This window comes from Actinoallomurus sp. NPDC050550 (assembly GCF_040655075.1).
GTDB lineage: Bacteria > Actinomycetota > Actinomycetes > Streptosporangiales > Streptosporangiaceae > Actinoallomurus.
Genome location: NZ_JBFAJC010000037.1, coordinates 62,825 through 82,486, shown reverse-complemented (window position 1 = coordinate 82,486; position 19,662 = coordinate 62,825). Strand labels below are relative to the sequence as shown.

15 protein-coding genes are annotated in these 19,662 nt (G+C 71.3%); 7 read left to right on the top strand and 8 right to left on the bottom strand.

The genetic code is table 11. From position 1 onward, the window contains the following. Positions 1-267: 267 nt before the first annotated feature. Positions 268-633, top strand: coding sequence for an Lsr2 family protein (locus AB0I04_RS37465; protein ID WP_360895858.1), 366 nt, complete (start codon positions 268-270; stop codon positions 631-633). 455 nt (positions 634-1,088) lie between these two features. Here the strand turns inward: AB0I04_RS37465 and AB0I04_RS37460 are convergent, their stop codons facing one another. The 8 genes from AB0I04_RS37460 to AB0I04_RS37425 form a co-directional block, all read right to left on the bottom strand. After that, entirely contained in the window at positions 1,089-4,634 is a 3,546-nt protein-coding gene (locus AB0I04_RS37460) for an FG-GAP-like repeat-containing protein (protein WP_360895855.1), read from the bottom strand. Between the two features lie 271 nt (positions 4,635-4,905). Further along, on the bottom strand, positions 4,906-5,724 hold the full coding sequence (locus AB0I04_RS37455) for an ABC transporter permease (RefSeq protein ID WP_360895852.1): 819 nt from the start codon (positions 5,722-5,724) through the stop codon (positions 4,906-4,908). Beyond that, positions 5,721-6,731: an ATP-binding cassette domain-containing protein gene (locus AB0I04_RS37450; protein WP_360895849.1), complete on the bottom strand. Its 1,011-nt coding sequence runs from the start codon at positions 6,729-6,731 to the stop codon at positions 5,721-5,723. Before AB0I04_RS37450 ends, AB0I04_RS37455 begins: the two co-directional genes overlap by 4 nt. Before the next feature lie 10 nt (positions 6,732-6,741). Next, positions 6,742-7,695 (bottom strand): Nif11-like leader peptide family natural product precursor, encoded by a 954-nt coding sequence (locus AB0I04_RS37445; RefSeq protein ID WP_360895846.1) that lies wholly within the window; start codon positions 7,693-7,695, stop codon positions 6,742-6,744. A 5-nt stretch (positions 7,696-7,700) separates the two neighbouring features. Then, positions 7,701-10,991, bottom strand: coding sequence for a type 2 lanthipeptide synthetase LanM family protein (locus AB0I04_RS37440; protein WP_360895843.1), 3,291 nt, complete (start codon positions 10,989-10,991; stop codon positions 7,701-7,703). A 267-nt stretch (positions 10,992-11,258) separates the two neighbouring features. Further along, positions 11,259-11,495, bottom strand: coding sequence for a cinnamycin family lantibiotic (locus AB0I04_RS37435; protein WP_360895840.1), 237 nt, complete (start codon positions 11,493-11,495; stop codon positions 11,259-11,261). Between the two features lie 44 nt (positions 11,496-11,539). Further along, the gene (locus AB0I04_RS37430; protein ID WP_360895837.1) at positions 11,540-11,923 is read right to left on the bottom strand and encodes a DurN family substrate-assisted peptide maturase; all 384 of its coding nucleotides are present in this window, start codon (positions 11,921-11,923) and stop codon (positions 11,540-11,542) included. A gap of 26 nt (positions 11,924-11,949) precedes the next feature. Next, positions 11,950-12,732 (bottom strand): AfsR/SARP family transcriptional regulator, encoded by a 783-nt coding sequence (locus tag AB0I04_RS37425; RefSeq protein WP_360895834.1) that lies wholly within the window; start codon positions 12,730-12,732, stop codon positions 11,950-11,952. 225 nt (positions 12,733-12,957) lie between these two features. Between AB0I04_RS37425 and AB0I04_RS37420 the strand changes: the two genes are divergently transcribed. The 6 genes from AB0I04_RS37420 (at position 12,958) to AB0I04_RS37395 (ending at position 19,657) form a co-directional block, all read left to right on the top strand. Then, complete coding sequence (locus AB0I04_RS37420; protein WP_360895831.1) at positions 12,958-14,220, top strand: hypothetical protein; 1,263 nt, start codon at positions 12,958-12,960, stop codon at positions 14,218-14,220. Then, entirely contained in the window at positions 14,213-15,058 is an 846-nt protein-coding gene (locus AB0I04_RS37415) for a hypothetical protein (RefSeq protein ID WP_360895828.1), read from the top strand. Before AB0I04_RS37420 ends, AB0I04_RS37415 begins: the two co-directional genes overlap by 8 nt. Then, on the top strand, positions 15,051-15,692 hold the full coding sequence (locus AB0I04_RS37410) for a hypothetical protein (protein WP_360895825.1): 642 nt from the start codon (positions 15,051-15,053) through the stop codon (positions 15,690-15,692). Before AB0I04_RS37415 ends, AB0I04_RS37410 begins: the two co-directional genes overlap by 8 nt. Further along, positions 15,689-18,757, top strand: a complete 3,069-nt coding sequence (locus AB0I04_RS37405) for a hypothetical protein (protein WP_360895822.1) — start codon at positions 15,689-15,691, stop codon at positions 18,755-18,757. The genes AB0I04_RS37410 and AB0I04_RS37405 overlap by 4 nt, the downstream gene beginning before the upstream one ends. 184 nt (positions 18,758-18,941) lie before the next feature. Next, entirely contained in the window at positions 18,942-19,175 is a 234-nt protein-coding gene (locus AB0I04_RS37400) for an RNA polymerase subunit sigma-70 (RefSeq protein WP_360895818.1), read from the top strand. Beyond that, positions 19,175-19,657, top strand: coding sequence for a Clp protease N-terminal domain-containing protein (locus AB0I04_RS37395; RefSeq protein ID WP_360895815.1), 483 nt, complete (start codon positions 19,175-19,177; stop codon positions 19,655-19,657). Before AB0I04_RS37400 ends, AB0I04_RS37395 begins: the two co-directional genes overlap by 1 nt. The last annotated feature ends 5 nt before the right edge of the window (positions 19,658-19,662 follow it).

Sequence of the window (19,662 nt, the reverse complement as noted above, 5' to 3'; positions counted from 1 at the left end):
GTCGGCTCGGGCGATATGCCGTCCGTCGCTCGAGCCGTCGCATGCGGCGAGCGATGAGCGGGATATCGCCAAATAATACCGCAAAGAGGAGAGAAGAGGGAAAGTCATCGAGCGAATGGCGCCCGCCTTGCGGCGGTTCCGCCGATCGGTCCCGGTGACGAGAGTCACCAGGGGCGATGGCCCGTGGCGTGCGGGCGTGCGTCACGGACTGTCGTACGCTCGTATTATCCTATCCCCCGACAAAGCAAGCTGAGAAAGGAACACCTCGTGGCGACGAAAGTCGTAATGGTGGATGATTTTGATGGGCATGACGGCGAAGACGTCGCGAAGCGGGATTTCGAGGTTTCCGGCGTAACGTACACCATCGATCTCGGCGATGAGAACTTCAAGCGCCTCGAAGAGCTTCTCGACGAGCTGGCGCCGTATATCGAGAAGGCGACCAAGGTCAAGCAGGCGGGCCGGGCCCGCAAGAGCACGGCCGACGCGGCACCGCGTCTGCGCGGCTACTCCAACAGCGACGTTCGCGAGTGGGCCGCCGCCGAAGGCATCGAGGTGAGCGAGCGCGGAAAGATCGCCGACGAGGTCTACGAGAAGTTCATCGACGCCCACCCGGACGCCAAGCCGGAGGAGTGAGGCCGGCCCCTCCGACGGGCTGCCGAAACCCTGAGGGCCGCCGTCGGCCGAGAGCGGCGGGACGGCGTCCAGCCGGGAGTGGCGAGGTGACGACCGGCCGCGCGCCCTGGCCGGCAGGGATGGCGTTCGGCTGGGCACCCTGGTCGGCCCGGCACCGTGGTCGGCTCGGCGCCCTGCCGGCAGGACGATGTCCGGCCGGCAGGGTGACATCCGGCCACAGCAGCCTCGCCGAAAGCACTCGGAGCGCGTCCAACAGGCGGCGCACGTCCGGCCGGCGGGGCGCATCCAATAGGCGCGGCGCATCCAATAGGCGGGGCGCGTACAGCCGGCGGGGCGCATCCAACAGGCGGAGCGCGTCCGGCCGAGGAGGTGGCGTCCGACCGGCAGGGAGGCGTCCCGCCGGCCGGGTGACGTCCCGCGGCGGCTTTTGAGAGTCGCCTTCTCGACAGGGGCTCTCAGGGAGTCGCCGGCGGGCCGAGGTTGCCCGCGTCGTCGACGGCCTGGATCACGACCCGCCGCGCGCCTACCGGGATGGTGATGCTCTGCCGGCCGCCCGCGCCGACCGTCGCGGCGACGGTGGAGACCTTGCCGTCGGCGGTGACGCGGTAGCTTGCGGCACGGCCGGCGTACCGGTCGTCGCCGGGCGCGACGAAGGTCACGGTCGTGCCGTCGCGCCGCAGGTCGCGCAGGATGCCGGGCGGTCGGGTGTCGGTCCCGTACCGCCCGGTGCGCTGCTCGTCGTGATGGTAGGCCCACGACTCGGCGTCGGGCCGCCCGCCGGTCCGCCAGGCGAACAGATAACCCTCGCGGGTCGTGGTGACCAGGTCCGTACGCCCGTCGCCGTCCAGGTCGCCCGCGGTCGGGGAGAACAACGTCCAGCCGCCGGTGAACTTCGGGAAGCCCGGGGCCTGGCCGGACGACGTGAACGCCTGCACCGTCGAGGTGTCGCCGCCGTCGACGACGTCGGCCCGGCCGTCCCCGGTGACGTCGGCGATCAGCGGCGCGCCGAGGAAGTCCAGGCCCGCACGCGCCTGCGGGTACCCAGTGACGGGCAGGGTCGTGGCGGCGTCGTAGCCGCGTTCGTAGTTGCCGATCGCGGTGCCGCTGCCGGGGTAAAGCAGCGCGGCGATCAGCGACACGGCGCCCGACCCGGACTCGGCGTAGCCGAGCCGTCCGTCGGCGCCGAACCTCCCGAACGCGCCGCTGGTCGTGAATGACGCCGGCAGGTCGATCGCCGGTGAGGGCGACGACCCGGTCAGTAGCGCGCGTACGGCGGCCGCGTCGTGGTTCAGCAGCGCGGTCGCCGGGTTGTTCAACGGCCCGTACGCGCCCCGGATCGTGCCGTCGCCGCCGATGAGGAAGGTCGCGGAGAACGACGGGCCGGTGGCCACCTCGTCCTTGCCGTCGCCGTCCACGTCCGCGACCGCGGGGCTGTTGGCGGCCTCGGTGATGAACTCCTGTGCGCTCCCGTAGTAGGTGACGATCGACGGCAGGCGCACCGGCCATCCCTTCACCGGCGAGCCGTCGGCGTGGTATGCGTACACGTAGTTCGCGCCGAGCGCCTGGATGCCCGCGCCGTGGCTCTCGGAGTGCTGGGAGCGCACGACGATCTCCGGCCGGTGGTCGCCGTCGAGGTCGGCCACGGCCGGGGTGGCGTCGAGCTTCGCGTCGTCGATCGCGGTCAGCCCGGATGCCGGCTTCGGCGGGTCGGCCACGGTCACCGGCCAGCCGGGCACGTCGGAGCCGTCGGCGTGCCAGGCGTGTACCCGTCCGTCCCATCCGGCCTGCACGACCTCCAGCCCGGCCTTCCCATCCAGGTCGGTGAGGACGGGGGAGGCCGTCGCGCCCTGATGAGGGAGTCGGGTGTAGGCCAGGGCAGGCCGGGGGATCGCGGGTTTGGTCACGCCCGAGTCGAGGGTCTTCGGCCAGCCGGGCAGGAGTCGACCCTGGGCGTCGAACGCGTACGTCCGGCCGGTGGTGCTGGTGGCCACGACCTCCTGACGGCCGTCGTGGAACAGGTCGCCGACCGCGACCGGGGCGACGATCGGCTCATGGCCCGGGTCGAAGCCCGGGATCCGGGTGGGGCTCGCGTTGGTCGTGACGGGCCAGCCGGACAGCTCCTTCCCGCTCACCCCGTCGAGGGCGTGCACGCGGCCGTCGGCGTCGCCGAACACGATGTCCTGATGGCCGGTACCGCGCAGGTCGGTGAGGGCGGGCTGGCTCTCCCCGCCGATCCCGAAGCGCAGCGGGAAGCCGGTCCGCAGGGTGGCGTCGTGGTGGACGGCGATCGCGCGCCGTTCCTCGCCCATCCGGCCCGCGTCGTCCCAGACGCGCAGCCGCAGCGTCACGGTGTACTGCTCGGCCGCCGACAGTTCCTTGTCGTCGGGCATCGTGTACGCCTTGTCCCAGAAGGACGACGGCAGCCGGGTCAGGTCCAGCGTGCCGACCTTGCCGTCGTACGCGCCGGTGCCCTGACCGTCGCCGGCCTTGATGAACGCCGAGTCGGCCGGTTCGATCCCCGGCGCGAACCCCAGCTCGTAGCGGAAGCTCTTCGCCCGGCGCGCCTCGACGTGCCCGGTGACCGGCACGGACGAGGTCGTCTCCGGGTCGTACAGGGCGTACCAGTCCGGGCTGTCGATCCAGGCCGCGGGCGGGATGTCGCCCTTGGCGACCGCCGCGAGGGCCTTGGCGGCGTTCGGCCGGCCGTAGCCGTACTGCCGATCCCAACCCGGCCGGCCGGGCCAGCCGAGGCTCGCGTCGTCGACGTCGCTCGCGGTCGCGCGCAGCACCTGCACGGCCTCGGCGTTGGTCAGCGGCCGGTCGATCTTCTTCTCCTTCGCGGCCTGCGCCCCGTAGGACAACAGCAGGCCGAACAGCCCGCCGGTGGTCGGCGTCGACTCGGACGTGGAGCCGCCCTGCGTGGCCACCGAGAACATCGCCTTGGCGCCGTAGGAGGTGAGGTTGGAACGCTCGCGGTAGGTCGAGGTCAGCACGTTGGCGAGGGCGCCCGGCGCGCCTGCCGCGTTGGCGACCAGGCCGTTACCGGGGATGACATGCGGCCAGAACATCCCGCCCTGATGGTCGGTGGAGTCGAAGTCGTTGCTGGACTCCACCATGACCACGCCGTCGTTCCAGAGCTTGTCGACGGCGCGGCGCATCGCGGAGGAGTACCCGAGGTCGGCCGTGGTGCTGACGATGACCTTCGCCCCGGCCCGGCCCGCGTACAGCCACGCCGCCGCGAGGTCGTCCGTACGATCGAGGGCCTCCGCGCCGGCGCGGATCGGGAGCAGGCGGCACTTCGGGCAGATCCCGGCGCTCAGCTTGCCGTTGTCGGTCTGTGCGGCCGCGACCCGCTGCTGGTCGTTGGCGTGGTCGTACGTCGAGTCGGGTGTGGCCGGGTCGTTCTGGTCGTCGTAGAAGTCCCAGCCGGAGATGTCGTCGGTGAAGCCGTTGCCGTCGTCGTCCTTGCCGTTGGAGAACGCGACGATGAGGTCCTCGGGGTCGATGATCCCGTTGCCGTTCGTGTCGTGCACGCGGGGATCGCCCTCGTAGTCGGCGGCGGTGACCACGCCGTCGCCGTTCTTGTCGTACGTCGCGGATCCGGCCGGCTTGGGTAGTTCACCGGTGTTGAGGAACACCTTGTCGGCGAGGTCGGCGACGTCCCCGGCGTGCCAGTTGATCCCCGCCTCGACGTAGGCGATCACCGTGTCCGGCGATCCGGTCGTGTAGTCCCGCCAGGCCGTGTCCACCGACATCCCCGCGGCGCCCTCCGGATCCTTCGCGCCGGGGGTGCAGCGCGGCAGGAAGGAGTAGAGATTGTGCTGCTCCCCGCCGGGCGTGGCCGTGGTCAGGCAGCTCACCGGCGCGCCGTTCTCGACCGGGGCGTAGCCCGGATCGTTCGGCGGTCCCGCCGGGAAGCCGCTCGCCGCGGCGCCCGGCCGGGCCAGCAGGACGAGGAGGGCGGGGATGACGGCGAACGCGATGGCCGGGAGACGCCTCATGGGACCACCTCGAAGAGTTGAGCGCGTGGATCACTGTCCGCCAACCCTCCGGCGATGAGTAGTCCTCTGGCCGGATGAGGACATGAGTTTTTCTCGCGTTAGCTCGGTGCTGGACACGTGACGGCCGGGCCACCGCGAGACGGCCCGGCCGTATTCCGGGAGAGGGAGAGGCCAAGCGCGGCTTACGGCTCCGGGCGGGACGCGCCGCCAGGCCAGGTGTGACCAACGGCTCCGGTGCGCTCATCGGCGGCGCTCAGGTCGCCCCACCGTGTCAGCCGGTACGGGAGAAGCGGCGAGCGGCGACGCTCAGTGAGACGAGGGTGAAGGCGCCGACGACCGCCAGCTCGACGAGCGGCGGCGGGCGCCAGCCGCCCCAGGTGACCGGCACGAACAGCGTGGACGACGGATGGGTCCACCAGGTGATGGTCTGCCGCATGGCGTCGACCGCGTACGTCAGCGGGTCCGCCAGCGCGGCCCATGACATCCAGCCGGGCATCGCGCTGATCGGGAACATCAGCCCGGACAGGAAGATCATCGGAGCCATCAGAACGCTGAGCACCGTGGTGAACGTCCGGGGCCGTGTGATGGTGACCGCGACCAGGGCCCCCAGCACTGTCATCGCCAGCCCTGCCAGCGCCAGCTCCGCCGCCAGCAGCGTGAACAGCCCGAGCCGGTACGGCATGTGGATCAGACCCGCGCCGGCCAGCACGATCACGCCCTGGCACGTCGCCACCGTGGCGCCACCGAGGCACTTGCCGGTCAGGAGGGTGTCCCTCCGCACCGGGCTGACCAGCATCTCGCGCAGGAAGCCGCTCTGCCGATCCCACACGATGGATGCCCCGACGGAGATGGCGGGCGGCTGCGCGGCCATGACCAGGACGCCCGGGAAGAGGAACATCAGGTAGTCGGAGGAACGGCCGCCGCCGGTGCCGGCGAACATCCGTGACAGGCCGATGCCGAGCACGAACAGGAACAGCACCGGCTGCACCAGTGACACGAGACTCGCGGCTCCGCCCCGTACGAAGTGCAGCATCTCCCGATACCAGAGCATGCGCGCGGCGCGGAGTTCGGCGGCGACGTTGGCGGTCAACGGCGTTCTCCCGTGGGGTCGGCGCGGATGCGATGCCCGGTGTGGTGCAGGAAGACGTCGTCGAGGCTGGGCCGGGTGACCGTCACCTCGTACACCGGGACGTCGAGACCGGCGCACAGTCGAGGGACGAGAAGGGCGCCGTCCTCGGCCTGGACGCGTAGGCCGTGCGGACCGGCGACGGCTTCCATACCGAAACGTTCGAGCAGCGTCTCGGCCGCCTTCTCGTCGTCGCCGGTACGCAGGTCGACGCGGTCGGCGCCGATCACCGACTTCAGCTCCGCCGGGGAGCCCTGCGCGACGATCCGCCCGTCGTCGATGATGGCGATGCGGTCGCAGCGCTCGGCCTCCTCCAAGTAGTGCGTGGTCAGGAAGAGCGTGGTGCCCTCGCGTTCGCGTACCTCCCCGAGGTGCTCCCACAGTTGGGCACGCGATGGCGGATCCAGCCCGATCGTGGGTTCGTCGAGGAACAGCACGCGGGGTCGGTGCAGCAGGCCACGGGCTACTTCCAACCGGCGCCGCATGCCTCCGGAGAAGGTGCGCACGAGGCTGTCACGTGACGCGGTCAGCCCGCTGAGCTCGAGCATGGCGTCCACCCGGGCGGCGAGCGTCGCCCGCGGCATGGCGTACAGGTCGGCATGGAAGCGGAGGTTCTCGGCGGCCGTCAGGTCACCGTCGAGCGTGCCCTCCTGAAAGACGAGCCCCAGACTGCGGCGCACGAGCCCCGGTGCCGTGCGCGTGTCGTGACCGGCCACCTCGACGCGCCCCGCCGTCGGACGGACCAGGGTGCACAGCATCGCGATGGTGGTCGTCTTGCCCGCGCCGTTCGGGCCGAGAAAGCCGAACGTCTCGCCCTGTCCGACGTTGAGGTCGATACCGCGCACGGCCTCGACGCCGGGATACGACTTGCGCAGCCCGATCGCGCGGATCGCCGGGACCCCGGCGTCCGAGCGGTCCACGCTGACGGCGGCCGTGGCCGGCGCCCCGAAGTCCCGTCTTGATCGCAGCACCTGACCCCCTTCACGCTCGGGCGGAGAGCCGATCCATCCAGTCGTCGGGCACCACGAAGCCGAAACTCCACCGGTGTCGCGTCGTCGGATTGACGATGCAGTGCCAGAACAGCCGGGTCGGCTCCTGCTCGGCCTTGAAGAACCGCACGATCCGTGGGCGCTCGCGCAGCGTGACGATCTCCTCGGTGTGCGGGTTCATGTACCGGAAGAACGACGTGTCGGCCGGGTCCTCGAACGGCTCGTCGAAATCGACGATGTACATCCGCCAGCCCGGCTGCGTCTCGTTGGTGTGCCACAGGCGGTAGCTCTGGGGCGGGTACCAGAGGCTGCCGGAGAACCGCACCTCGGTGCCGAACACGGCTTCCAGCTCTGTGATCGTTCGCTGCTTCGCCGCGAGATATCGGTCGTATCCCGGATGGTCGACGTGTTCGTCGAGGTTGATCAGGTGAAAGTCACGCCGGGGCGCGTCCGGGCCGACGGCCGGGTCACGCCACCCGGTGCCGGCCTTCGCCGCGTGCCAGGCCTGGTACTCCGGGTTGGCCGGGGATCGGTCCGTCGATCGAAGGTCCTCATCCCGGAACGTCCGCTGGAAGCGACCGATGTCGACCGACGACGGCTTGATCTTCAGGTGCGGCAGCTGTTCGGCGACGCCCGCGAAACCCGGTAGGTCGGTCACGCGGTACTCATGGTGGAGGAACCTGGCCGACGCCGGGTCTGGCCGCGCGTCGGCCCGCGTGTCGCGGGCGGCGTCGGTGGCCGCCCCTCGGCGGCCCGTCGCGGAGACCGGTGAAGAGGCCGTGGGAGCGGACGACGCCTCCATCAGTTCTGAGACGGTGAAGTTGTATCCGTGACGGGTTCCGAGTCGTACGAGCTCCTCAACCCCCGTTAGCGCCCGCAGCTGCTGCGAGAGCTCGGGTGAGTGGTGCGCGCTCCGCAAGAACGCCTGGCCGGATTCGACGGACACGTCTCTTACCTCCTTGAGTCTTTCGAACTGGCGACGTCATGGTCTGCCGGGGAAGTCGATGGGGGATCGAGGAGCAGGACCGAGGGCACCCGGTCCGGCGCGGCGAGCCTGAGGAAATGCATCCCGAATCCCGACATTCCGACCATCAGTCCGGGGAAGAAGCCGGCGGTGTTCTCGACGGTCCCCGCGCCGACGTCGTCGACGTTGCGCCACTGGCTTCGTACCTGGACATTCGCCTCGAGCTGGAACGCGGGTTCGTCCCGCAGCAGCCCGAACCGCAGGAGCAGCTCGGCGTTGCCGGAGCGGCCGTGGCAGAGCGTGTCGTTCATCAGGCGGGGGAAGTTGCGCATCGTGGCGGCGAGTGCTTGGTGCGCTTCGCGGAGCATCGGCTCATCGTCGCCGCCGAGGGTCGCCCAGCTCGTGATGCGGCTCAAGCCGATGCCGGCGGCTCCGTTGCACCACGCGTTGGCGTAGTGCCGGCCGTGCCGGAGTGCTCCGCCGGCGTTCGTGCGCAGGTCGTACCAGTCCTGTTCGGCCTGGTCGTAGTGCCTGGCCTCGTAGGCGAAGGCACGACGCCCGGCGTCGACGTACGACGGCCGGTCGGCGAGCCGGCCGAGCTGGATCAGCGCCCACCCGATGCCGCCGGAGCCATGGGCGAACCCGGTGAGGTTGGCCGATGCCTCGCCGGGGTCCGTGGTCCGCCAGCTCAGGGTGTCGCCGTCCGCGTCGGCGTGACGGAGGAGCCGGGCGGCGCATCGATGCGCGATGTCCAGACCCTGACCGTCGGTCTCCTGGGCGAGGCCGAGCAGCACGGGGATGAGCCCGGCGGTGCCGCCGAGTACGTCGAACCGGGTGTCGGCGTCCACCCGGGCGGGCAGGTCGCCGCTCAGCCGCACGGCGAGTTCGAGGAGGCCGCGATCCTGCCAGAGGCGATGGAGGTGCGTGAGCACATAGATGAGGCCACCCAGGCCTTGGAACGCGCCGATCCGCTTTCGGTCGGTGCCGGTGACGGCGTGCCACAGGGCCTGCTCGGCCGCGCGGCGGAACTCCGGCCGCGGCACCAGGGCGTCGAGGTAAGCGAGGAACAGCGCGATTCCGGCCGACCCGTGGTACAGGTCACCTTCGACGTCGACCTCGGTGATCACGCCGCCGGCGAGCTCGTACGAGGTCCACGGTGCGGGTGCCGACGGCTCGCGCAGGCCGGCGCACAGGCGCTCGCCGATCCGCGCCGCGTAGTCGAGGCACGCGGTGACGAAGGTCGGGCTGCTGACCTCTCCCGTGGACAGCCCGGCGGCGATGTACTGGCGCTGCTGGATGCGGTTCCCCGCGGACAGGCGCCGGATCCGCTGCGCGGCGTGGTCGGTGGGGGAGACCTCGAGGAAGGACGGCAGGTCGGTCGCGTGGTCGTGGACGAGCCGGTCGCCGTGCGCGTCGGCGGTGAAGATGGGGACGTCGAGGCGCCACATGGAGATGAGCTCGCGCTCGGCCAGGATGCCTTCGTGATCCCACGTGCGCGGGAACGTGCGCACCGTGTTGGCGAGCAGGTCGACCTCCAAAGGGTCGACGAGGCAGCGCGGGTGCCGCGCGGACAGCAGCAGCTGAGAGTAGATCTGGGTGCCCCAGTTGATGAACCGCGCCGACGCGCCCTTGAAGGCGTCCGACACGAATCCGACCGCGTCGTCCGGCCGTTGCTCGAACCACGCGTAGACGCGATCGAAGCCGTCCATGATGGCGTCGGTGAAGTCGTGCGGCTGCATCAGCCGGTCGCCGAGGAAGACGCGGTTCGACGCGTCCGGCTCGACGCGCACGCCGGCCTCGTGCGTCACCGACGCTTCGAAGCCGAGACGCTGCTCGGTGATCCGCGGCACCGGAATGGGCATCTCGTACGCTTCGCCGCCGGAGTAGCCGCTGATCCGCAGTTCGGTCGCGGAGGCCGTGGCCCGTGGCCACTCGAGCAACCCGGTTTTGAAGACGGAGTCGAGCAGGGTGCCGGACGGGCGCTCCTGACCGCGCGGCAGCACCCCCAGGGCGGTCTCACAGTCGCAGACGTGGGCGTGGCCGTCGGCGACGAGGATGTTCTCGAAGTGCAGGTCGCCGCCGCCGAGCACGTAGAAGATCGCCAGGTGCCCGCCGAGCTCCCGGTAAACCTGCTCGACCTGCTCGCGGGACGCCAGGTGGTTACGGCCCGAGGGGATCAGCGCCTCGTAGCCGTACCCGTCCCGAGGCAGCACCGGCCGGGACGCGAAGTCGAGGACACCGTCGTCCCGCAGGCGCTCGAGCAGCCGCTGCATCGCCGCCTCGGATCTGATGCAGCGCGGTTTGTACACGAACTGCGCGGTACGCCCGGAGGCCAGCTCGACGTCGACGATGGCGACGGTGCGTGCCCCGGCATGGTGATCGGAGCGGCCCTGGCGTGCGGAACGGAACACCGCGATCTCTTCTCCGAAGACCGCCTCACCGAGGTCGGCGGCGTCGGCCGCAAGGCGGTGGACCAGACGCGCGCCGAAGTCGGAGAGCAGATCGGTGACGAGGGCGAGCCACCGCCCGAGGACGGGGAACGCGAGGTAGAAGCGGTGGTAGGCGGCCGCGTCGGCGAACGTCGCGTCGACGTAGGCGAGGTAGTCGTCGCGGGTCGCCCGCGTCTTGTCGATGCCGTGCCGGGCGCAGTGCACGTTGGCGTGCGCCTCCAGTGCCCAGGTCAGAGCCAGTTCGAAGCGGTCGAGGAGATGCCGCTGGAAGTCGTCGATCAGCTGCTGGTCGAACAGCCCGGGATGGCGCGCCGCCGCGCCTTCCAGCCGCCGTCCGAGCTCCATCAGGAAGGGCTCGCAGGCCTTCGCGCGCCGACCGTAGTACACGTCGAAGGACCGCCAGCCCGGGCCGGTGCCGTCGCCGGCGGTTTCGGACGGCACGGTGTCCGGTCGGGAGGCGGGACGGTCGAAGCGGCTCAGCGCAGCCTGATAGGTGGGCAGCCACGAGCTGTGGACGCCGGCGAACACGGATCTGGTCTGCGCGTCCGCCGTCGCCAGATCCAGCTCGTGACGGCGGTATGCGGTGAGGACGTCGACGAGGTGCGCCTTGTCGTGGCGCGTGGACGTCGAGCGACTCAGCGCCTCCTTGCCGAACTTGGCGGCGAGTCTGCCGGCCAGCCGGTCGATCCGCCAGGTGTCGAACGGTGTGAGGGGCGGAGCCTCGTCGGCAGGTCTGCCGCTCCGGCTCTCCAGCATGGCGACGATTCGCATCCGTTCCGCCAGGTTGCCGGCCCGTACGGCGAGATCGAGGTAAGGGTGGTCACCCATGGACTGGCTCCTGCGAGGGCATCGGGTGAGATCCGGAGGGCTGAGGACGGTCCGCGGCGATGGGCCGGGTGACCGCTTCGAGAATCGCCGACGACACACCGGCTCGGGACTCGGGGTGCGCCGACTGCGGTGCGCCGACTGCGACGCGGCGGCCACCGTGCGATGGCTGCGGCGCGTCGGCCGCGGTGTGGTGGCCGCGGTGTGGTGGCGCATCGGACGGTGGGCCGGCACGAGCCGACCCACCGCAGCGAACGGTGACCCGGACGCCTACTTCGTCTGGCCGTCGCAGACGATCGTGAACGGTCCCCAGCTGCAGCTGGTCCCGCAGGCGTAGATCTCCATGGCGGCGATGCCCTCGGTCCAGAAGTCCAGCGACTCCTGATCCGGCTGCTCGACCGGCGCGGGCAGCGCCGAGGAGGACATACCGAACGCGCTCGGGTCGGCGAGGATCTCGGTGCGGAACTCGTCGTCGACGACGGCCCGGAGAGCCATTTCTGTGGACATGGAATGTCTCCTTGAAAACGTGGTGTTCGGGTTGCCGGGTATGCCTATATCTTCTCGGCGGTCAGTCTCACGCCGATCTGTAGCTCGACGTTCGTGAGCTCCTGAATGGCGGCCGCCATATTGTCACTGTTGATCTGCCAGTCGACCAGCTCCTTCACCTCGGGGGTGACGCCTTCCGGTGACCAGATGGCCTCGAGCCACGCCTTGACGGCGTGCGGATGGAGATCCTCGATCGGCTTGATCTTGGAGAGGACAGGCTCTTCGTGCAGCGAGAGCGCGAGTTCGAGGACCTCGCGCAACTTTCCGTCCGGGGGCAGCAGCGAACACACGATCACCAGCTCTTGAATTCGCCGGATGATGTCCACGCCCGGGTATATGGTGGGGCCTTTTGCGCTCATCGTTGCCTTCCCTTGTTCGGCGAATGCCACGTTAGGGACGGCTGCTTTCAGTGCGCTTACACTTTTCTTTCGGGGTGGGCGGACATCGGGGGCGCGCCGCGCAGGATCGCCGTGTGCAGATCGCGCGTCTCGGGGCCCGGGCACACACCGAGCCGATCGCGGAGGCAGGCGCTCGCCATGCCGTACGCCTCCAGTGCCTCGGCGGACCGGCCGCACCCGTGCAGGGCGAGCATCAGGTGCCGCCAGAATCGCTCGTGGAGCGGATACCTCGCCGTCAACGCCCGCAGCTCGCCGACGAGCCGCGCATGACGTCCCAGCGCGAGATCGACCTCCTGCCGCCGGTCGAGGGCCCGCAGGTGCTCCTCGGTGAGACTGGGGACGACGTCGCGGTGCAGCGAGTCGGAGCGCACATCGTGCAGGACCGGTCCACGCCACAGCGCGAGCCCCTCGGTCAGCGCGTCCGACTCCGAGGCGAGGTCACCGCGTTCGCTCGCGGCCCTGGCCTCTGCGACGAGCCGGCGGAATCGCGTGAGGTCCAGGTCGGACACCTCGATGAGGTAGCCGGCGGCGGCGGTGCGGATCAGGTCGCCCGTCCCAGGTCCGTGACGGTCGAGCATCTGCCGGAGCCGCGTCACGTACGTGTGCAGCGCGCCACGCGGACGGCGCGGCGGCGCGTCGTCCCACAGCCGCTCGGTGAGCTCGTCGAGCGACACGACCTGGTTCGCGCCGAGCAGAAGCGTGGCGAGCAGGGTGCGCTGCTTTCCCGCCGGGACCGTGACCTGGCATCCGTTGACGGTGGCCTCGAGGGGCCCGAGGACTCGGAACACTGGACCGTGCACGGCTGAACTCCCGCTGGTGTCTCGCAGGCGATCCGGCTGGGTGGCGCGTCGAAGCGGAGGTGCGTCGGGCGATCCGCGGAGCGGACGGCGGGTTTCCAATAGCGATGACGTATCGTAGCAGAATATTTACGCTCAGTAGTTGACGTCTTCGGGAGCGCGTCCGGAAGACCCGAGGTGTCGTCCGACTGGGCTACGGTCGTGCCTCGGACCACAGGGGGGGTGACGATGACCGGCCAGATGCGCTTCGAGCACGATGACGTGATCGCCGTGCGCGAGGCGTTCCACCGGCGGCTGAAGGCGTTCGCCGCGCCGGTCGCCGGCGACCGCGGGGCGGTCACCGAGGACCTCGACCAGCTGGAGGTCGCACGCGCGATCCACGCCGCGTTCGGCGACCACGAGGCGTACGGGGGTCTCACGCGCGCCGAGCTGGCCCAGTCCTGCGCCCACGTCTGCGGCCGGCCGCAGTTCGACCGCTACTTCGAGCTGTTCCTGAAGATGGAGCTGATCGAGCCGTTCACCCAGCGCGACTACGAGTGGCGCTACGTCCTGAACCCGGCGTCCTCGGCGGCGCTGCTGGTGTTCGGTCGGCTGGAGGCCAGCGGCGGGCTGCAGGAGCTGGTCACGCTGCTCGACGCCACCTACCGCGAGCTGGAGCTGGGCAGCGCGACGAGCCGGGCGGTGGCCGAGGCGCTCGTGCAGGCGCGCCGGGAGTTCACGATCCGGTCCGGACACCTGCGGCGACTCGTGCGCCACCGTCCGCTGGAGGAGCTGATCGCCGAGCAGCGCCACCACGGCGACGCGAAGAGGCTGTTCACCCAGGCCGAGCGCATCGTCGAGCGGGTCAACCGTGACTTCGGCGAGCATCGCCGGCCCGCCGAGCGGATGGCCGAGGCCGCGCTGCAGTACGTCAACGCCGTGCAGGAGTACATGGCGCGCCTCCTCGACCAGGCCGCGCAGCGCCGCGACTTCACTCTCCTGGACGCCGAGGCCTACCTCACCGCCGCGATCACCGGCAGCCCCGAGGCGCTCGCCGCCGTCTTCGACGGCATCGTCTTCGACCCGCCGCGCCTCCACCTGTCGCCGCACGAGGTCCTGCGAACGATCGAGACCCACCAGCCGCGCCCGCGTCCCCGGCAGCGCCGGCCGCGGCGCGAGGACCCGCTGCCCGAAGGCGACCCCGTCGAGGAGGCCGCCGAGCGCCTTCGCGAATACCAGGCGGCCCGGCGCGCGGCGATCGAGGCGCACCTCGGGTCCGAGGACGGCGTCGACCTCACCGAACGGCTGCGCGGCACGCCGTGGCGGCAGGCGGCGCGCGTCATCGCCGACGTCCTCGTCTCCGCGACCGACCCCGACCTGCCGTTCGAGCCGGTGCTGGGCGACCGGCTGCATGTCACGGCCGACGCGCCGACGACGTACGTCAGCGAGCTCGGCGTACGCGCGGCCGAGCCCGAGCGGGCCACGACGACGCAGAGCGACCGCGATGGCTGAGCCGGGTCCCTCCGCCGTGGCGCTGGCCCGGCTTCGGGCTCTGGGCGCCGCCCCCGCGCAGACGTCGGCCGCCGTGTCGGCGGCCGCCCGCGCGGCCGGGCGCGAGATCGTTCTGGCGTCTGCCGCAGGCGGCCAGGTCGCGCTGCTGACCTGGCCGGCCGATATCGATCTGGCCGAGCAGGCGGACCACTCGCTGTGGACGACGCCGTCGACCGCCCTGCAGCTGACCTTCGCCGCCTGTGTGCGGCTCTGCTGGGAGGACCCGCACGTGCACCCCCACCCGGGACGCGTCGTCGCTCCGGAACGCGTGTTCGCGCTGCTCGCCCGCGTCAACGCCCGCCCGGACGAGGCGATCCCGATCTTCGACAACGCACCGAAGCGGTCCCTGGCGTGGCTGCGGCGCGCGGCGTGGATCGACCAGGACGAGGAGTGCGTCCGGTTCGGTGTACGGCTGGCGGCGCTGGCCGACGACGAGGTGGCCGCGCTCCGCCGTGTGTACGAGGCGATGCCAGGTCCTCAGGACGAGGAAGCGGCGGCTTCTGAGGACGCGGCGGTGCCGGGTCGCGGGGCCGAGGAGGCGGCGATGCCGGCCCCCCACGACGAGGGGACGGCGGCTTCCGGGGACGCGGCGGTGCCGGGTCGTGGGGACGAGGAGGCGGCGGTTCCTGAGGACGCGGCGATGCCGGCCCCTCAGGGCGAGGAGGCGGCGGCTTCCGGGGACGCGGCGGTGCCGGGTCGCGGGGGTGAGAAGGTGACGGCTACTGAGGGTGTGGCGGTGCCGGGTCGCGAGGGCGACGAGACGGTGGGGCCCCAGGGCGAGGAGACGGAGGATGAGTGACGGTGTCTCGGCCCTGGAGACGCTGCCGCACGAGCTGAGGCTCGCCGTGCGGCGGGCGGTCGCGGCGGTCGAGGAGGCGGACCAGCCGGTGCCCGTGGCGCTGTACCGCGGTCTGGCGCCGGACCTGCGGCCATACGTCGAGGCGATGCTGGCCGCGGCCGGGCGGGTCCTCATCGAGCTGCGCGAGGGCTTCATCTCCGGATACGACGACGCCGTCGCGCGCGAGCTGACCCGCGAGGGCATCGGCGCCCTGGAACCGATCGACGCGGCCGTCCTCGCGCTGGTCCTGCTGCACGGGTTCGTGATCCCGAAGGCTCAGGGGGAGCTGCCGCGCACCGCGCGGGCGTACCAGGCCCGACGGGTGAGCTTCGAGACGCTCGTCAACTCGCGCATCCGCTCCCGTGAGCAGATCAGGCTGTCACTGCAGCGGCTGCGCGACCGGGGCCTGCTCCAGCCCGGCGACAGCGCGCCGATCCGGCCGGGCCCGCAGTTCCAGCGACTGACGCCGCAGGCGTCGAACCTCATCGAGGAGAACCTCATCCTGCTGGCGGATCCGGACGGCGCGCTCGCCGACGCCATCCGCCGTCGGCGGGCGCAGGCGCGATCCCAGGCCATCGAGGGGGAGAAACGGTGACGAGCGAGATCGACATCGAGGCGGCGGGCCTCGGCGGAGTGGTCGGCCGGCGCGACCTCATCGCGCTGCAGACGGTCGAGATCGGCACGCTCACGTCGCACCCGATCCCGATCGTCCCCGGGCAGTTCATCACCATTGCCGGGCGCGGCCCGGTGGACAGCAACGGCTCGGGCAAGACGACGTTCCTGTCCGCCATCACGCTGATCCTCGCCGATCCGCAGTGGCGGCTGCACGAGAGCGGGAAGTACGCCGCGCGGCTGCTGTTCCGTCCCGAGCCGGTGGGCCTGTCCGCCAAGGAGCACGCGCCCGCGACGGTCGGCTACATCGTCGGGGTGTTCGGCGAGCGCGACGCCGACGAGCGGTCGGCCCTGTCGGTGTGGATCCGCCTGCAGTCCGGCGGCAGCCCGTACGCCGAGGTGCGCTGGAGCGACGGCCTGGTCCTCGCCCGCGGCAAGGACGACGCCGAGCGCCTGGACACCGCGCACCGCACCTGGGCCACGCTGCGCAACCGGGTGCCGGTGACGCGGATCGGCGACGTGTTGTACGGCTCGTCGCCGCGCTGCATGTCCTACCTTCACACCGACGGCACCCGACCGGAGGCGCCGTCGCTGGTGTCGGAGGAGTTGTCCCACCTCAAGCCGGAGGAGATCGGCGACTCCCTCATCGCCCTGGCCGGGCTGACCGACCTGGTCGACAAGGAGAGCGACGCGCGGGCCAAACGCGTCGAGATCGAGTCCCGCTACGCCGAGGAGCGCAGCCGTGACGAGCAGCGTCGCCTCGAGGAGGAGAGCGACCTGGCGGCCGTCGCGGACCGCGACCGCGCGCGGGATCACGTCGCCCGGGTCGCCGTGCTGCGGCGGCTGCATGCCGCCCGTCGTTTTCTCGACGTCCACGCCGACGACGCCGCGCTGGCCGAGCAGATCGAGGGGCTCGGCGTGCGGGTGGAGGAGCGCCGCGAGGCCGTACGGCAGGCCCAGGAGGAGCTCGACGAGCTCGCCGTCCCCGAAGAACTGCAGCAGCGCGTCGCCGAGCTCGAAGGCGTCCACCAGTCACTCCAGGAGGACCTGAGCGGCCTGATCGGCGAGGAGGGACGGTACGAAGGGGAGCTCGAGCGCCTGGGCGGGTCCCGGTCGGCGCTCGCCCGGCTCGCCGACCTGTGGGACGGCACTCCGGCGGAGACGCTGCGTGCCGACCTCGAAGCGTCGGCCCCCGAGCTGATGGAGGCGGAGTGGGCCGTGCGCCAGACCGCCGGGCAGGTCGGGGACGCGCGTACGGCACTGGAACGCATCCAGGCGGGCCACGACCCCGACACCGCCGCGAGCCTCGCGCGGCTCGACGCGGCCGGGCTGCCCGCCGCCGGTCTGCTGGACGCGGTGACGCTCGACGACCGGGTCCGTGGCGCATGGGAGCCGCGGCTGTGGCCCTACCGGCACGCCGTGGTCGTGGCCCCGGGCGACGGTTCCGCCGCCGTGGACGCACTGCGATCGCTGCCCGGCTCCGTTCTCGTGACCGCCGACGGCCCGCTCGGCGGCGCGGCCGACGCCCCGCTGCCCACCGGTGTGACCAGCCGGATCCCGATCCGGCGGTTCCTCACGTCCGTGGAACACCGCACCGCGGCGGTGGCCGACCCGGCGAGCGCCCACGACGGCGACTCCGGCGTCACTGTGATCGGCGGGTTCCCCGAGCCGATCGCGGGCCGCGACGCCCGCATCCGCCAGGCACAGGCCCGCTTGGAGGAGGCGGAGGCGCGCGCCGAGGCCGCCCAGGAGTCCCGCGCGGCCGTCGCGAGCCGCCGGGCCCATCTGGAGAACGCCCTGAAGCACGCCACGGCGGCCGAGCAGCTCGCCGAGCTGGACGAGAGACTCGCCGAGCTGAAGAATCGCCTCGCCGACGTACGCCACCGCCGTACGGCCCTCAGGGAGCGGGTCGACGAGGCGCGCACCGTCTGGATGCACGCCCGGACCAAGGTGGACACCTTGGAGCAGCAGCGGCGGTTCCTCGCCCAGAAGATGACCCAGACGCGACAGCAGCTCACCGACGTCGAACGCGAGCTCGCCAAGCTCACCTCCCGGCGCGCGGACCTGCCCCTGCGGTACTGGACGGACCAATGGGGCGGCGACGCCGCCGCGGCCGAAGAGCTACTCGGGGCTCAGGAGGCGAAGCTGCGGTCCGCGGGCCCGGACGCCCTGCTGAACCACGCCCGGGACGCGTTGAACGAGGCGGTGCACGCCCTGTACGCCCGGACGCCCGCGCCGTCGGACGTCCAGGACCTCGTCGACCGGTTCCGCGACTCGCTGTCCACGGAGTCGCTCGCCGAACGGCTCCGTCGGCTCCAGGCGCTCACCGAGGCCCTCGACGACGTGCTGACCGGCATGGCCGAGCACGACCGGCGCACCCGCGTGCAGATCGAGGAGGAGCGCCGCCGCCGGCAGCTCGCGCTCAGCGAGCTCGACACCGTGCGCGAGGAGCGCGAGGAGGAGCTGCAGACGGTGCAGAAGCTGGTGAGGGAGGTCGTCAAGGGCCGTCTCGAGGCCGTCAGCGCGACCTACGACCGGCTCGACCGCGCCCGTGGCGGGTTCGGCGCCCGGCTCATCATCCAGGCCCGCGAGCCCGCCAAACCCGAACAGCCCCGCCGGTGGGCCGTCACCCCGGCCTGGGTCCGCGACCTCGGCGGGGAGGCGATCCCGTACAAGGAGACCGGCAACAGCGCGCAGAAGAAGATCCAGGCGATCCAGCTGGTGCTCGCGGCCCTGCTCAGCGACGAGAACGCCGAGGGTCGCGTCCTCGTCCTCGACGAACTCGGCAACAGCCTCGGCGACCAGAACCGCTCCGACATCCTCGCCGCGCTGCAGCGCGCCGCCAACTCCCAGCGTGTCACGGTCCTCGGCACCTGCCAGGACGCCGTCTTCCCGCACGCGGCGAGCTACACCGGCGAGATCCTGTGGTTCAGCAGGCACGCCGTCACGTCACCGTTCAACGACCCCACTCGCGTCTGGGGCTTCGACGACAACGGCGAGCGCGTCGAGCTCACCCACGACTGGATCACCCGAGGCGCCGCCGGTTGACCGGTCACGTCTGATCGACACGGTCAGACGACGGCCGCGGTCCGCGGCGGCGTTCGGCGTGGGACCACGTGGCCGGCGTGCTCGCGCGTCCCGGTCGGCCCGTCGACGCGTCCTGGCCGCATGCCGGAACATCGCTAAGCAACTTCGGTTGACAGCTTCCATCTTGTCAACCTAAGTTGCTTACATGTCGGGTATCGAAATCCCCGCTTCGCAGGATTCCGCTGACGCGCTGGCGGCCGTGGTGGCGCTGCGGCGCCTGGCCGACCGGCTCGAGGACTCCGCGGTCGAGAAGGCCATGCGAGCGGGCTGGACCTGGTCGGACGTTGCCGAGGCCCTCGGAGTCACGCGTCAGGCCGTCCACAAGAAGCACGCCAAGCGGCTCATCGCCGCCGGCGTCAAGCTGCCGAGGAGACGCTGATGCTGCAGGAGTTCGGAACGTACGTCCATACGGTCATGGAACGCGCGGCGGATGAAGCCCAAGAGGACGGATCGGCGACGATCGAGGCGGAACATCTGCTCCTCGCGATCGCCGCCGAGCAGGAGAGCACCACACATCAGCACCTGAGCGCGGTCGGACTCGATCACCAGGCGATCCGCGACGCGCTGGACCAGGAGTTCACGCAGAGTCTGAGCGCCGCGGGAGTGTCCGTGAACGGCCGTGACCTCCCGCAACCGAGCAGGTCCCCCAAGCGCCCGTCCCGAATAGGGGCCTCGGGAAAGCTGGTGTTCGAACGCGGCATGGAGACGGCCGGCAGCAAGAAGGACCTCCGGCCTGCGCACCTGCTGCTGGGTGTGCTGGAGCTCCATGTCGGCACCGTGCCGCGCGCACTCGCACTGGCGGGTGTCGATCGGTCCGGCCTCGCGGCGCGCGTACGGCAGGCGCTGCCCGGTGGCGAGTGAGGGCG